Annotated in this window: 11 protein-coding genes; 1 reads left to right on the top strand and 10 read right to left on the bottom strand. The window is 41.7% G+C overall.

Annotated elements, in window-relative coordinates; genetic code table 11:
- Positions 1–12 precede the first annotated feature (12 nt).
- From hemH to J2S07_RS00360, 4 genes are all read right to left on the bottom strand, one after another.
- A complete protein-coding gene (gene hemH / locus J2S07_RS00375; protein WP_307148407.1) occupies positions 13–939 on the bottom strand; it encodes a ferrochelatase in 927 nt (308 codons plus the stop codon).
- 76 nt (positions 940–1015) lie between these two features.
- The gene (hemE, locus tag J2S07_RS00370) at positions 1016–2062 is read right to left on the bottom strand and encodes a uroporphyrinogen decarboxylase (protein ID WP_307148406.1); all 1047 of its coding nucleotides are present in this window, start codon (positions 2060–2062) and stop codon (positions 1016–1018) included.
- Between the two features lie 141 nt (positions 2063–2203).
- Entirely contained in the window at positions 2204–4003 is a 1800-nt protein-coding gene (locus J2S07_RS00365; protein WP_307148405.1) for an ABC transporter ATP-binding protein, read from the bottom strand.
- Positions 3969–5738, bottom strand: coding sequence for an ABC transporter ATP-binding protein (locus tag J2S07_RS00360; protein ID WP_307148404.1), 1770 nt, complete (start codon positions 5736–5738; stop codon positions 3969–3971). Before J2S07_RS00360 ends, J2S07_RS00365 begins: the two co-directional genes overlap by 35 nt.
- A 157-nt stretch (positions 5739–5895) precedes the next feature.
- On the opposite strand from J2S07_RS00360, the gene J2S07_RS00355 reads away from it, so the two are divergent.
- Complete coding sequence (locus J2S07_RS00355) at positions 5896–8046, top strand: YhgE/Pip domain-containing protein (protein WP_307148403.1); 2151 nt, start codon at positions 5896–5898, stop codon at positions 8044–8046.
- Positions 8047–8090: 44 nt separating this feature from the next.
- Here the strand turns inward: J2S07_RS00355 and J2S07_RS00350 are convergent, their stop codons facing one another.
- Genes J2S07_RS00350 through tatA form a run of 6 tightly spaced genes read right to left on the bottom strand, consistent with a single transcriptional unit; the run spans position 8091 to position 15175 of the window.
- A complete protein-coding gene (locus J2S07_RS00350; protein WP_307148402.1) occupies positions 8091–9014 on the bottom strand; it encodes a c-type cytochrome in 924 nt (307 codons plus the stop codon).
- Positions 9015–9044: 30 nt separating this feature from the next.
- Positions 9045–9629 (bottom strand): molecular chaperone TorD family protein, encoded by a 585-nt coding sequence (locus J2S07_RS00345; RefSeq protein ID WP_307148401.1) that lies wholly within the window; start codon positions 9627–9629, stop codon positions 9045–9047.
- Between the two features lie 16 nt (positions 9630–9645).
- The gene (locus tag J2S07_RS00340; RefSeq protein ID WP_307148400.1) at positions 9646–12744 is read right to left on the bottom strand and encodes a molybdopterin-dependent oxidoreductase; all 3099 of its coding nucleotides are present in this window, start codon (positions 12742–12744) and stop codon (positions 9646–9648) included.
- Positions 12737–14023 (bottom strand): NrfD/PsrC family molybdoenzyme membrane anchor subunit, encoded by a 1287-nt coding sequence (gene nrfD, locus J2S07_RS00335; RefSeq protein WP_307148399.1) that lies wholly within the window; start codon positions 14021–14023, stop codon positions 12737–12739. The genes J2S07_RS00340 and nrfD overlap by 8 nt, the downstream gene beginning before the upstream one ends.
- 30 nt (positions 14024–14053) lie before the next feature.
- Positions 14054–14953 (bottom strand): sulfate reduction electron transfer complex DsrMKJOP subunit DsrO, encoded by a 900-nt coding sequence (dsrO, locus tag J2S07_RS00330; RefSeq protein WP_307148398.1) that lies wholly within the window; start codon positions 14951–14953, stop codon positions 14054–14056.
- Positions 14954–14968: 15 nt separating this feature from the next.
- On the bottom strand, positions 14969–15175 hold the full coding sequence (gene tatA, locus J2S07_RS00325; protein ID WP_307148397.1) for a twin-arginine translocase TatA/TatE family subunit: 207 nt from the start codon (positions 15173–15175) through the stop codon (positions 14969–14971).
- Between the last annotated feature and the right edge of the window lie 34 nt (positions 15176–15209).

The following is a 15209-nucleotide window of genomic DNA, read 5'->3' as shown; positions in this document are numbered from 1 at the left end:
TACATATCAGATTTAGATCAATTTTGAGATAGCTGAAGCCATGGCATCGATAAATAATGGATCTGTGTTTGGCATAACAGGTCGATAATAGCTTACTCCCAACTCATCTGTAATCACCTTACACTCATAATCATTATCGTATAAAACCTCTAAATGCTCTGCAACAAAGCCAACAGGTGTATAGATGAATGCCTTGTAATGCTTCTCATTATATAATTCTCTCGTTAGATCCTGAACATCAGGTCCAAGCCAGGGCTCTGGTGTATTACCAGCACTTTGCCAGCCTACATAGTAATGACTAATACCTGCACCCGCAGCAATTAAATCAGCAGTTTCTTGTAATTGCTGTGGATATGGGTCTCCAAGCTGTAGAATTTTCTCCGGTAGGCTATGGGCAGAAACGATTAAGGCAGCTTCTTTTTGTTCTTCCTCTGGCATTTGCGCCACCGTTTCTTTTATTTTCTCAACCCAATATTGAATAAACTTAGGCTCCTTATACCAGCTTTCAACTGATTTAATAACAGGGCCCCCCAGCTTTTCAGCTTCTTCTACTGCCCTTCCATTATAGGATTTGATGCTGAAGGTAGAGAAATGAGGTGCTAAAACGATACTAACTGCCTCTTCGATTCCATCGTCATGCATTTGTTTCACAGCATCCTCAATAAATGGCTCAATATGCTTTAAACCGATATACAACTTAAATTCGATCTCATCCTGAATACTGTTTAAATGCTCGACAAGAGCGTGGGCTTGTTTATTGGTAGTCTCAGCAAGTGGTGAGATGCCACCAATTGCTTGATAACGATTCTTTAAATCCTCCAGCATTTCCTCAGATGGCCTACGTCCATGACGAATATGGGTATAATATCGTTCAATATCCTCTTCTTTATAAGGTGTACCATATGCCATAACTAGTAGACCCATTTGTCTTTTTGTCATTTTTTTCATTCACCTCATTTAACGTCTCGTTGCATCTTTCTTAATTTGTTTTGCTTTATTCCAACGCTTTGCCGTATTAGCCGCGAAGCTTCGTTGCAGAATACTCATGTATAAAAGTAGTAAGTCTCTTAAGTGTTTCAGGGTTTACCTGTGGGAACACACCATGACCGAGGTTAAAAATATAGCCAGGACGCTCCATTCCTTGATCAAGAATGGCTTTCGCTCTTTCTTCAATCACTTCCCAAGGTGCAAGCAGGATCGCTGGATCAAGATTCCCTTGAACGGTCTTTGTGATCCCTTTCGCTCTCGCCTCGCTAATTGGCAGACGCCAATCAAGGCCAACAACATCGAGCGGTAAATCATTCCATTCAAGAGCTAGATGACTTGCTCCAACCCCAAACATAATAAGCGGAACATTTTCCTCACGTAATGCAGTAAAAATACGGTTCATCACTGGTTTTATGAAGGTACGATAGTCCTCAACATTTAAAGCACCGACCCAAGAATCAAATATTTGGATGGCTTTTGCTCCAGCTTTAATTTGAGACTTGACATATGTAATCGTCGTTTCCGCAAGCTTATCCATGAGCGCAAACCAAGCCTTCGGTTCTGCATACATAAAGGCTTTCGTTTTATTGTAATTTTTGGACGGTCCGCCTTCAATCATATAGCTTGCCAAAGTAAATGGTGCCCCAGCAAAGCCAATCAATGGGACTGATAGCTGTTCTTCTGTTAAAAGCTTAATCGTATCTAGTACATAGGGCACATCTTCCTCAGGATGAATTTCTCCTAGTTTTTCCACATCCGTAAGCGAACGAATCGGATTAGAGATTACAGGACCCACCCCTGCCTTGATTTCAACATCTACACCCAATGCAGGAAGTGGAGTCATAATATCCTTATAAAGGATAGCTGCATCGACATTATATTGTTCAACTGGAAGCCTTGTCACATAAGCACAAAGCTCAGGTTGATGAGTGATTTCAAACAGAGAATATTTCTCTTTGATTGCTCGATACTCTGGCTGTGATCTTCCAGCCTGTCGCATGTACCAAACAGGCACATGGGACGTCTGTTCTCCTCTTGCCGCTCTCAATAATGTATCATTTATTTCTCTAACCATTAAGTAACTTCCACCTTTCAGCCCAGTCATTCTCATTTTAGTCTAAAAAAATGAGAATGGACAATTTATACTCATTCTAATATAGCGTTTTCTCCTATTGTTGTATACATTACCGTAGGAAGTGTCGAAAATTAGTCGTATTTAGCCCATCTCAAACTGATTTCTATAGGATTCGTAATAAAAGCCCTTTTGTGCCATAAGCTCCTCATGGGTTCCCTTTTCGGTCAGCTCCCCATCACGAATAACGAGGATAAGATCAGCATGCTCTATGGTCTTTAAACGGTGGGCAATCACAAAGCTCGTTCTGCCCTCCATTAAATTTCTAAGGCCTGATTGAATTTCAATTTCCGTTTTTGTGTCAATGCTTGATGTCGCCTCATCGAGAATCAATAGTCTAGAATCAGCCAAAATCGCACGAGCAATGGCCAGAAGCTGCTTCTGACCTTGACTCAGATTATTACCGCCGGAAGTGATGATGGTATCGTATTGGTTTGGCAGATGCTTGATAAAGCGATGTGCTGATGCTGCTTTTGCAGCACGGATCACTTCCTCATCAGTGGCTTCCAGCTTCCCATAACGAATATTCTCCATGATGCTTCCTGAAAAAAGGAACGTATCCTGCAAGACAATTCCGATATTCCGACGCAAATCACTAATTCGATAATCCTTAATATTATGTCCATCAATTTTCACTTCACCAGAATCTACCTCATAAAATCGAGTCAACAAATTGAGCAATGTCGTCTTTCCTGAACCGGTTGGTCCAACGATTGCGATCGTTTGTCCAGCACGAGCTTGGAGACTGATATTCCGTAAAATAGGGATCCCTTCTTTGTATCCAAAGGAAACATTGGAGAATTCCACGTCCCCTATCAATACGTCTATCGATATCGCATCCCTTTTATCCTGTAAATCAGGAACTTCATCCATAATTTCAAAGGCTCTTTCAGCCCCAGCAATCGCCGACTGGAACGTATTTAATAGACTTGACATTTGATTGATGGGACGAAAGAACTGTCTAGAATAGGTAACAAATGCGGCAATCACTCCAACCGTAGCCAGACCATGAAGGGTCAGCAGGGCACCTGATGCAATAATCAGACCCATTCCAAGATTATTAATGAAATTATTGACTGGTCCAATAAAACCTGAAACGATTTCTGCATTAGCTGAAGAGGTTCTTAATCTCTCATTCACCTTAGAGAACCTGTCAAACACCCTTTCTTCTTGGCCAAATAGCTGGATAATTTCTAAGCCTGAAATAGACTCCTCAACCACTCCATTTAGCTCTCCTAAATCCCTTTGTCTTTTAATAAAATTGCTGCTACTGTATTTAATAATTTTCTTTGTTGTATAAAACATAATAGGAATGACACAGATTGTTACTAGTGCCATCATCCAATTCAAATACAGCATCGCGATTAACACACCCACAACCGTTAACACGGAGGAGAAAATTTGAATCACGCTTTGACTTAAGGCATTGTTTAATTGATCGATGTCATTTGTGACCCGGCTCATAAGATCACCTGTTGTGCGCCGATCAAAGAATCTTAATGACAGGCTCTGCAGCTGATCGAATAATTCCTGACGAAGTTGCTTGATCGTAACAAGTGAGACACGGATCATGATATAGGATTGAATCCAGGTGAAAAAGGAGAGGGCCAGGTAAACTACTGCTAGAATCGCTCCCATCCGTACCGTTCCACTAATATCCTTTGGAATCACATATTCATCGATAATGATTCCGATTAAATAAGGACCCACTAGCCCAAGGATTGTCGTCAAGAGTACAAACAAAATAGCAAGAATGAGGGGCGCTTTTTCCTTTCTCATATAGTTCCATATGCGGATTAGCGTACCTTTGCTATCCTTTGCCTTGACTACGGGACCGCCAAATCTCCCCTTACTGCCAGGATGTTTCATAGCGACCTGACTCATGAACGCTCTCCTCCTTTCCACCTTGGGTCCGATAAATCTCTTGATAGACAGAATTAGTTGCTACTAATTCACGATGGGTCCCCATTCCAACGATTCTTCCATCCTCCATGACGATGATGCGATCTGCCTTCATCACGGACGAGATTTTCGAGGAAATGATGAAGGTTGTGGAATCCTTGTACTCCTCCTGCAAAGAATGAAGAATGGCTTTTTCAGATAATGCATCCACAGCAGAGGTTGAATCATCCAAGATTAAAATTGGTGGCTTTCGCACAAGTGCGCGTGCGATTGACAATCTTTGCTTCTGTCCCCCTGAAAGATTGCTCCCTCCTTGTGTTAAAACATGTTCAAACTCTCCATCAAGCTTTTCAATAAATTCCATTGCATTCGCTGCAGAGGAAGCAAATACAGCCTCCTCCTTACTGACATCATCTTTTCCATATTGTAAATTGTCCATAATAGTACCGGAGAAAACACTTGCCTTCTGAGGAATAAAACCAATCGCCACCCTTAGCTGACGAAGACCATACTCTTTAATGTTCCGTCCATCAATACATATTTCTCCTCTGTCCACATCATATAGACGAGGAATTAGTTTCATTAAAGTAGATTTACCGCTCCCAATGGTTCCGATAATCCCGATTTTCTCACCGCCATTTGCTTTAAATGAGATTTCCTTTAGGACATATTCACCATTCTTACTATAACTGAAGTCAACATTGCGAAATTCAATATTCCCTTTAATCTTTTCAGGCCGATATGCCTCTTGTGACTCTTGAATATCAGGAACCGTATCAAGTACTTGTTTAATGCGCTCAGCAGATGGGAATGCTCTTGAAATCACCATCAGAACATGACTGCTGCTGATTAATGCATTAAGTGTAATCGTCAAGTAGTTAATAAAGGCTAGGATCACCCCAACCTCTGAGGTTCCTTGCTCCACCTTGATGACGCCCATCCATAATGCAGCAACAATCCCGATATTCACAAGAAAAAGCATGACAGGCATAAGTCCCATCATCATTTGATTAGCCCGCCGATTGATATTCGTTAAATCGTGATTAATCGCAGCAAAGCCTGTTTTTTCATACTCCTGTCTGCCAAACGCCTTCACGACGCGAATTCCCGCTAAATTCTCCTGAAGCTTTGTATTGATTCGGTCAACTGTCTCCTGAACCTTTCGAAAAAGCCTGCCTGCATGTTTCATGAAATACCAATTGACGATCGCGAGCAGTGGAATCAATACAATGAGAATCGGAAAGAAATCTCTTGCAGAAACAAATACGATAATGACACTTCCAATAAATAAAAGTGGGCTTCTCACAAATACTTTCAAAGTCATTAGCAAGGCCATTTGAACAGAAGAGACATCATTTGTTGTGATCGTGATTAATTTCCCTGTTCTGATTTCATCCGTATTTCTAGCTGAGAATTGCTCAATCCTTGCAAACAGCTCCTGGCGAATATCTGTTGCAAAATTCACTGCTGCTTTCGTACTGTAAATCGAGCAGGCAAGTCCTCCAAAGAGACCGATAAGAGCTGCAGCAAGCAAAAGAATGCTCATCTTCACGACATAGGAATGATCCCCCGTGGCAATGCCATTATCAATGATATGCTGCATGAGCATTGGCTGCATGAGATCCATCGCAACCTCTAGACACATAAAGAGAGGCCCTATAATGGCAAACATCCAATAAGGTCTCAAATATTTTAATAGATTCCATAAAGCTTGCATGACTTGTCCTCATTTATTAGTGAAATTTAAAAAGCAACGGCTCTATTATAAGCTAATGAGTATTTGAATAACAATTATTAAATTAGAATAACTCTATTTTTGCATATGAAGAAGCTATTCTCTAATAATAAGGAAAACAGAAAAAAAGGTGAAGCGATTGAGAAAGGCTTGGGCTATTTTTCAAACAGACATGAAAAGAATTTGGGCCAATTGGTCAGCGGCAGTCATTATTATTGGATTGATGATCCTCCCCTCCCTCTATGCCTGGTTTAATATTGAAGCTTCCTGGGACCCTTATGGAAACACAAAAGGAGTAGCGATCGCGATTACAAATCTTGATCAGGGAGCAACGATCAATGGGGAGAAAATTAATATGGGAGATGAGATTGTTCAATCTCTGAAGGGCAATCATAAGCTTGGATGGAAATTCGTCACCAAGAAGGAATCCCTACATGGCGTAAAAAGAGGACAATATTATGCAAGCATCATCATTCCCGAGAATTTTTCAATGGATATTGCTAGTGTCCTTTCAGATGAACCAGTTAAGGCGACAATTGACTATTATGTAAATGAAAAAATCAATGCGATTGCTCCGAAGATTACCTCTACAGGGGCAACAGGCTTAATTGGGGAGATCAGTTACCAATTTATTAAGACGGCGAGTGAAACGATTTTTAGCGTCTTTAACGAGATTGGAATTGAATTGCAAAAGGATTTGCCCACGATCCGTCGTGCAAAGGAATTTATTTTTCGGCTCGAACAGGATCTCCCTAAAATAAGAGAGGTGATTGATACAGCCTCTTCCTATGCTGGGGATGCCGTTCAACTAATTGCTAGGCTTGAGAAGGATCTCCCTACGATAGAGAAGATCGCTTCAAAGGGAGCAGCACTGTCAAGCGATGTGAGTACATTTTTACAAAAAACTGGAGCTGTATTGGAAAAAGTTGAACCCAATATTAAGCAGGATCTAATTTTACTTAAACAGACATCCAATCAGGTCGATGCTGCTATCAGCGAATTGGAAAGTGAGAATCTCGATCCACAAATTCTTCAAGGTGCCTTAAAGGATTCCATCAACCGTCTTGATAGCGGGATGGCCTTAGCTGAGAGCATCCGCAAAACCTTTGAAAGCATTGATGCTATGAGCAACAATCATCTTCTTGCAGATGAATCCAGTCAGCTAAGTGCACTACAAAGCCAGTTTGAACAACAAAAAAGGCTTCTTCAAGACACCATAACCGCTCTGAACAATGGCTCCGAGCTTTCGGCTGCTTCCGTTCAAAATATTAGACAACATAAAAACCGAGCCGCACAAATTTTAGATGGGATGATCGGGAAATATAATAACGAAATTGCTCCTGCTATTCATTCAGAAATTGGAAAGATACAGGACGTACTAACCGATACATCAGCCGTTCTACAACAGGCAAAGAAGGATCTCCCAGCACTTAAACAAAAGCTTCCTACTATTTCAAAAGGCATCTCCAATGGGGCAAAAGAAATCAAAAGAATTCAGAAAGACTTTCCACTTCTTGAGGCAAAATTGAAGGATATCGCTAACAAAATTAGGGACTTTGAAAGGAAACAAAATCTTGAAGACATCATTGATTTATTAATTAACGACGTGAAACGGGAAAGTGACTTTGTTGCTGAGCCAGTACGTCTAAACGCTCACAAGCTATTTCCAATTCCAAACTACGGTTCAGCCATGTCTCCTTTTTTCACAACCTTATCATTATGGGTAGGCGCATTATTATTAGTTTCCCTGCTAACGATCCATGTTGATAATCGTGAAGGCGTTTACCGCAGCTATCATATTTATTTTGGAAGATTTTTGACCTTCTGGGTGATTGCCCTATTTCAGTCCCTAATCGTCACCATTGGCGATATGTATATCCTCAATACATATGTTGTTGACAAAGTCTGGTTTGTCATTTTTGGATTATTGATTAGCTCCCTTTTCATGTTGATTGTTTATACGATGGTATCTGTGTTCGGAAATGTGGGCAAGGCGATCAGCATTATCCTTCTTGTCCTGCAAATTTCTGGTTCTGGTGGAACATTCCCGATCCAAATGACGCCAGCTTTTTTTCAACTGATCAATCCGATCTTGCCCTTCACCTACGCAATAAGCTTGATGAGAGAAGCAACAGGCGGAATGATTATGGGTATTGTCATTCGTGATCTCCTTATCCTTGCAGTGTATGCAGTCATTACCTTAGTTATTGGCATTTCATTAAAGAAACTTGTGAATCGGCTTGGGGCTCCATTAGTTAATAAGGCAAGGGAAAGTAAGATCATTCATTAAAAAATTGAAGAGGACTAGGGCTTATCCTCCCTAGTCCTCAAAGATTATTCTTTTTTACCTGCCAATGTCTCGTATGCAGCGTCGTCTGGAGCATCTCCATTTGGCCAGTCATGGATCTTATCAGGAAAATCTGGTCTGGCCATCGAATTGATGTAAGCTGCGATATTCAAAGCTTCTTCGTCTGTAAAAGAGCCTTTTTCATATCCACCCATTGGTGCAGCCGGCATGAAGGCTTGAATAAAACCAGCAGCCGTCCTCACTCTTGCCATACCTGCTCCAATATTATAGGAATTATCTCCCCATAGAGCAATCCCCGTAGAACCGCCGGAGCCATCCTCCCCGTGACAAGCAATACATGATTTTTTATAGAGCTCTTCTCCTTCTTTAATATTCAGATTAGTAATATCCCCTTCTACCTTTTTTAACTTTGCCCAATCTCTTCCATCAATATCATCTGGTACATTCTTGGATATGAAAGTATAATAGGCAACCATTGCTTTCATTTCCTCGCCGTCTTTTGGCAGTGGCTTTCCATTCATACTTCTTTTAAAGCATCCGTTGATTCGATCCTCTATCGATACTTCCTTCCCAGCTCTTGGGTTATATTGTGGGTATGTCTTGGAAATACCGATTAAATCAAGGGCCTCCCCTGTTCCACCATCTGCATGACAGCTAGCACAACTTAATGTATTTCCTACATAATCGTCCAATGCTGTTGCCGTTTCATTATGAAATTTTTGTCCCAGCTTAATTAATTCTCCTTCTTCCCCATCTGGGACCTCATCCATACTTGGTGCAGGGTATGGATGTAGCGGGTCTTTCTCCCCCACTTGATCCTTTTTGGTTTCTAACTCTTTTTGTGCAGTCACCGTACTTTTGTCCGTATCAATCACAAAGAACAGAATTGAAAATCCAGCTACCATGGTTAATACAATAGCGGCGATTGATGATACTAGTAATTTATTCATATCAAACCCACTCCGTTTTTCTAGAATTATTTAAATAGATAGTTCCTTCATGACATCTACATAAAAGGGGAGGAACTGTTCAAAAAATGGATTCTGCATTCTTGTTGATCCTAAGTGCTTCATCCCCACACTGACAGGAATAATGTACTTTTTTACAATTTCCCTCTCTAAACTTGTTAGTTGGTCAAACAGCTCTCGATCCTCAAGCTCTGCAGCCTTGATTTTCTCCTGCAAAACAGCTGCCAAAAATGTGGTCAAGCAACCGATATGATCCGGATAGAGATCCTGCTGCAAAGGAAAATAGAATCCAAGTCTTTCGTACATTCCTATGAGACAAAGAAGATTTCTCTTTCCCTCCTCTCCCCCATCCTTCTTAATTGTGTAGGAAGAGTAATAAGGGGAGACAAAATAGTCTCCTGGAATATTAAAATAGTTCTCATGCCATAGAGTTACATCTTCCCGTTCATAGTGGCTATGAAATTGAAAATGCTCCTTCATTTCTTCAGTCAACTGCGCAAAAATTTCCTCATAGCGATCCCAATCACCTAGCCAAACGCTTGCAAGGATATTCGTTAATGCTAACTGACCGTATAGCTGTTCATTGGTTTCTATCATTTAAATCACCTTTTTGCTAGATTTTTTTAATATCGACGAATACATCCTGTTGTGCCGGACCACCAATTAGAAGATCTGCAAGATACCCTTCAAAATAGCTGTCATCCTTATCTGCTAAAGCATTGACGGAAAAGCCCTGCCCTCTCCCCCGCGCATAGCCGGATTCTTCATGCATCGGTACATTAATTTCAAATGGCAAATGACCATATCGCTCTGCAGGCTTCATTACCTTTCCATCAATCTTTTCCTTCGTTGAACCATAGGCAAAATGTCCGAAGCTAAAATTCGCCCCCACAACACCTGGCTTAATTCCTGGAGTCACAAGAACCCTTGCTTTTTCCTTAGCACTCGTTGATTTGATATACACTTCATCCCCAGTCACAATTCCTTTTTCCTTTGCATCAACTGGATTCACCCATAAATAGTTTTCATCTCTTATCTCTCGAAGCCAAGCATTTCCTTCCGTTCGATGCGTACCCATGTTTCTCGATTTCCAATTTATAAATTGCAATGGCTTTGTTGGCTTGTACACTTCTCCATTGTATTTCCTAATTTCATCAGCAATTGGAACTCCCTCAAAGAACTTTCCGGTATAAGCACTTTTGAAACCTGCTGCCTTCTCATCATAGAAGTGAACCAGATTTGCCCACTGATATTTAATATGTGGACCAACATGCTCATCTCCTTGTGGCTCATATCTACCACCACGATTTAATACATAGACGACCTTTTTCCATTCCTCTGGCTTTACAGCATTTTGCAGTGTACTTATATCGAAAAATTTGCCCAATGCATTCTTCCTTGCTTTTTCAAAAATGGCTAGCTCCTCCGCATCAGCATCCTTCACCGGCTTCTTCCCATCAAAGGCAATATTGGCTACCATCTTCAAATAATAATCTTCTGGACAATGACAGGAAGAACCATCCGTAAAGGCTTGATCACCAACACCCGGAAGCCCCATTCCTTTGAGTAAATCAATATACACTTGCTCAGTCGGTCTCGCGTCCGGCACAATTCGTGTTACTGGCTGAATAATACTTGCAAACTTGTATTTGATAATCGGGAAAATAGATTCGGTATTCCAGCTCTCCAAATAAGATAGGTCTGGAAGAATAAAGTCTGCATATTTACTAGATTCACCGATCACAATATCCGAAGAAACAACGAGTTCTACCACCTTCGGATCCTTTAAAAATTTCTCCTGCATGTCAGAGCGTGGTCCAGACATGATTGGTGACGTACGGTTCATGATGATTGCTCGAATTTTATATGGATACCCTTCTGCCGAGCTAGGTAATACATCATTAATCAGTTTATTCCCTAACGGGTACCAAGGCCGTTTGGCAGGATAGCCATCTTTAGCAAAAAGGGTTGTCTTTTCATAAGGTGTTTTGTGCCGTGTAACAGGGATCCCCCATGCTTTGTTGGCATTAGGTACCCCCATGAGATCGTAACGACCCTCCGTATTTTTGAATTTTGCACCAAGCGCTGTATCTCCACCTGCCCAATCGTGGTTGCCAACCAAATGATTGAGAAGATTTATTGCTCGCCCGCTATAGTACCCATTTGTGTGCATGGCTGGACCCCGGTAAGCATGAATGCCAACCTTTTTTCCATGTGAAGTGAATTCCTTAGCAATTTGAACGATTTGCTCGATAGGAACTTCACACATCGTTGAATATTCCTCCAGCGTTTTCTCCATTACTTTTTCTTTAAAAATGGTAAAAGTCGATTTAACCTTAATTCCATTGATAACTGTATCCACCTCAAGGTCCCCATTGCTTGCTTTTGCATGGATCACCGGGTTGCCATTTTCAAGGACAACAAATTCTTCCTCTCCTAGACCTAAATCCTTTGCTCGAAGGAATGGTCTCTTCTTATCACCCACATTGACAAGATATGTGGCATCACTCCATGTTGGTTCATTATCAACATGAGCTGCTTCCTCATTTGGATTTCGCAAATACATCTCATCGTAGCGCCCATTTTCGATAATCCAACGGCATAGGGCCATGGCAAGTGCACCGTCCCCACCAGGCTTGACAGGGACCCACATATGGGCCTTTTCAGCAGTTTTGCTATAGCGAGGGTCAATCACAACCATCTTCATTCCACGATCAATTGCGTTAGTAATTTGCGGAGCAAATGTCGTCGGACCACGGTTGGCTGTTAATGGATTGGTCCCCCACACTAGGACATACTCAGCCTTTTCATAGTCTGGAATCATCCGTTTTTTCTGCTTTGTTGAATCAAAAGAGCGGACATTTCCCATAACACTCGTGATTCCACAATAACCTCCATGATCGTAGAAGCTAGCCGTTCCAATACTATTATTCGCCAGACGTTCGATGAAGTCTCTGCGATGACCAGCCATGATTGCGATTTGGTTCGCCTTCGGACCTAAGTCTGGATGGTCAGTATTAATCAACACATCCTTATATTTATTGTCGAAGGCCGATTTTTCCATTTCACCAGCCTTCACCTTTTCCCAATCAGCCATTACCGCTTCCTCTGGTGCATATGCCCAAATTTCTTTCAAACCAGGTGTTTTCAAATCCTTGCTACCTTCGAGAATCTCCTTGTAAGCCTCTTCCCACGTAACCGTCTTCCAGACTCCGCTTCCTCTTTCCCCTACGCGCTTGAGCGGATGCTGAATCCTGAAGGCATCATAGGAGGTTTGAATTCCAGCCTGCCCCTTCAAACAGGTTCGAGCCCCCCGGAAGCCCCTTCCACCTTTGGCGACATCGCCCGTTCCTTTAATCGCCTCTTTGAGAGGTGTCTCATAATTGATGTGTCCGTACGGTACCATCCCGAGCGGACTATATTGATTTCCTGAAATTTTGCGGACGATCGATGAATAAGCTCCACCAGCACTTCCAGCTACCATGACCGCCTTAATCGTACAGGTAGAATTACATTGCTGACAGGCAGTGAAGATGACATTCTCAGCCGAGTAATCCTGATACTCTGTCCCAACCCCATGCAGCTCATCTTCCCATACGCCATTTATCACCTGCTTAACTGGACCAATGAAGGCAGGCCCTACTACGGCAACCGCTCCAATCGTTCCTAACGCCTTCAAAAAACCTCTGCGATTCAACTTATCCTTACTCATGTTCTTTCACTCCATTTTCCTCGGTATCAAGCTCATCTATCGGCAATAGCTTCTCACCCAGCGTATACATGATTAAGCATAGAGCGAGAAGACCAAACGTCGTTAACCACTCTGAAAGGTTCATACTGTAATGACCATAGGGCATCCCTTCTAGCTTTGGCATGATTAATGTTGGAATGACCATATTAAAGCGAACACCGATGACCCCTATGAGAACAATGATCGATGAGGCAAGTACCCAATTAATCGATTCCTTTGTTTTCTTAATCACTAATAGAATTAAAGGAATGACTAAGGCAAATCCCATTTGCAATATCCAGAACGTCCAAGAATAGGAGCTTGTCATAATTAATTTGATTGTTCCCATTTCTTCATGCTCAAGGCCGTAAAAACCAACTAAAAACTCATACCAAACCATGATAATTTCAATTCCTAGAAATAAAGCGAGCATGCTTCCGAGCGAGCGAACCATCGAACGATCAATTTCTTCCTTTTTGACCTTGCACTTTATCACATAGATAGCGATCGATAATGCTGTACCTGAGACAAGAGCTGAAACGATGAAGATTAATGGAAACAGCGCTGAATTTAAATAGGGCTGTGCCTTGGCAACGGCAAAAATAGAACCTGTACCACCATGAACCCCTAAAATGGCAAGGGGGATACCGATAATTCCTAATACTTTCATCAGCTTTTTATCATGCTTATGATCCTCGTCAGTAAATTCCTTCTTCTTAAACACCAACAATTTGGCAATCTTGCCTTTAAAACTGTCAGTTTGAGATAGTGTGACAAGATCACTTCTCATCGCAAAATATAATTCTACTAATAGTAAGATGAGATAAACGATATAGAAGTGTATTTCCCATGCCATCGTACTGGTCACATTCCAGTAAATAACGGCATTCATAATATGGTCTGGACGCCCGATATCCAATGAGATAAATAGAATTCCTGTCATCATACAGATGATGGCGGATAACAAGGCAGCTCTACCAATCTTTTCAAATTTATCCATCCCAAACCCATATATAAGAGTAGATAGAAGGAAGGAACCTGCACTTAAACCAATAAAATAAATATAAAAGGCAACCCAGCCGCCCCAAGGCACTTGATTTGAAAGGTTGGTAGATGACATCCCTTCCATGAAGTAACCAGTGATGATGGAGTACACTCCGACCACAAGGACAGCAAGTAAAATTGCCCAATATAATTTTTCAAGGAGACTTCCTCTCCTTTGTGCAACCAAATCTCGGTTAACATTCGCATTTGTACTCATTTTCTCCACTCCTTATCTAAGCATGAGCATTTATCTTAGGTATACGACCCGGGGCTCAGTTCCTAGTTCTTCCTTCAATCTGAATGCGCGAGGACTTGCCGCTAATTTCGACACGACACTATTTGGATCATTCATGTCGCCAAAATATCTAGCGTCACCAATACAGGTTTCCACACATGCCGGCTCTTCTCCACGCTGGAGTCGGTGATAACAGAAATTACATTTTCTAACCGTTTCTTCCGGTACCGCTCCTTTCTTCCTCTTGCCCCGAGCCATCCCATACTCAGGACTGGTGACATCGTTGTATCCCATCATTTCTTCCTCATAGCTATTTCCAAAGTCATAGGAACGTGCACCATAAGGACAAGCGACCATACAATAGCGGCAGCCAATACAGCGATCATTGTCGATGACCACAATGCCATCCTTCATCTTATAAGTTGCCCTTGTAGGACAAACTTGCACACAAGGCGGTTTGTCACATTGCATACAAGGGCGAGGCAAATTGGTAACTGAGATATTAGGAAAGTCGCCTTTAATCGTTTCTAGCACGACATTATAGGACATTCCTGGTGGGGTTCGATTCTCTGCTTTACAGGAAACTGTACAAGTATCGCAACCGACACACTTCTTCAAATCGATGACCATTCCCCATCTCGGTCCTGATTCAGAAGAATTTGTTGGGTTGGGTGCTTCGGCACTGGCGTATTGATCTCCAAACTCCCTCAACAGTGAAGCCGAATAGACACGGTGAAAATCTTCAATTTTCAGCTTTCCACCAATGACCTTTCTCGCATCTCTCGCCATGTTCTTTCCTAATTCTGAATCGTATTGGCTTGTTTTTAACACTTCGTCCGGATTGGGGACAAACCCATCCGCCAAGCTTGAATAATCTTCAGGTTCCAGTTCATTTTTTCGAAACAAAACCATGTTGAATGCTCCTTTCTATTTGGACAGCTCCTCATTTGTTTCTTTGATTTCTTGCTTGAGATCCTCAATTCCATCGCTTGTAAGCTCACGCGCGGAATTTTTAAACTCTTTCAGTGTTTGACCAAATGCTCTTCCAATTTCAGGCAGTTTCTTCGGTCCAAAAATAATGAGTGCTAATACTAGAATTAGTATCAATCCAGGGATTCCGATATTTGATAACATCTCATTCACATCCTTCTATTTGTTTATCACTTCA

It is taken from the genome of Anoxybacillus andreesenii (genome assembly GCF_030813005.1).
GTDB classification, from domain to species: Bacteria; Bacillota; Bacilli; order Bacillales; family Cytobacillaceae; genus Robertmurraya; species Robertmurraya andreesenii.
The sequence above is the reverse complement of the archived record's forward strand: the minus strand, read 5'-3'. Positions and strand labels throughout refer to the sequence as shown.

Excerpts from the sequence above, each read along its gene's own strand:
- J2S07_RS00340 (WP_307148400.1), bottom strand. The coding sequence starts at position 12,744 with ATGAGTAAGGATAAGTTGAATCGCAGAGGTTTTTTGAAGGCGTTAGGA.
- J2S07_RS00350 (WP_307148402.1), bottom strand. The coding sequence starts at position 9,014 with ATGAATAAATTACTAGTATCATCAATCGCCGCTATTGTATTAACCATG.
- J2S07_RS00365 (WP_307148405.1), bottom strand. The coding sequence starts at position 4,003 with ATGAGTCAGGTCGCTATGAAACATCCTGGCAGTAAGGGGAGATTTGGC.
- tatA (WP_307148397.1), bottom strand. The coding sequence starts at position 15,175 with ATGTTATCAAATATCGGAATCCCTGGATTGATACTAATTCTAGTATTA.
- J2S07_RS00360 (WP_307148404.1), bottom strand. The coding sequence starts at position 5,738 with ATGCAAGCTTTATGGAATCTATTAAAATATTTGAGACCTTATTGGATG.
- J2S07_RS00345 (WP_307148401.1), bottom strand. The coding sequence starts at position 9,629 with ATGATAGAAACCAATGAACAGCTATACGGTCAGTTAGCATTAACGAAT.
- dsrO (WP_307148398.1), bottom strand. The coding sequence starts at position 14,953 with ATGGTTTTGTTTCGAAAAAATGAACTGGAACCTGAAGATTATTCAAGC.
- hemE (WP_307148406.1), bottom strand. The coding sequence starts at position 2,062 with ATGGTTAGAGAAATAAATGATACATTATTGAGAGCGGCAAGAGGAGAA.
- nrfD (WP_307148399.1), bottom strand. The coding sequence starts at position 14,023 with ATGAGTACAAATGCGAATGTTAACCGAGATTTGGTTGCACAAAGGAGA.
- hemH (WP_307148407.1), bottom strand. The coding sequence starts at position 939 with ATGACAAAAAGACAAATGGGTCTACTAGTTATGGCATATGGTACACCT.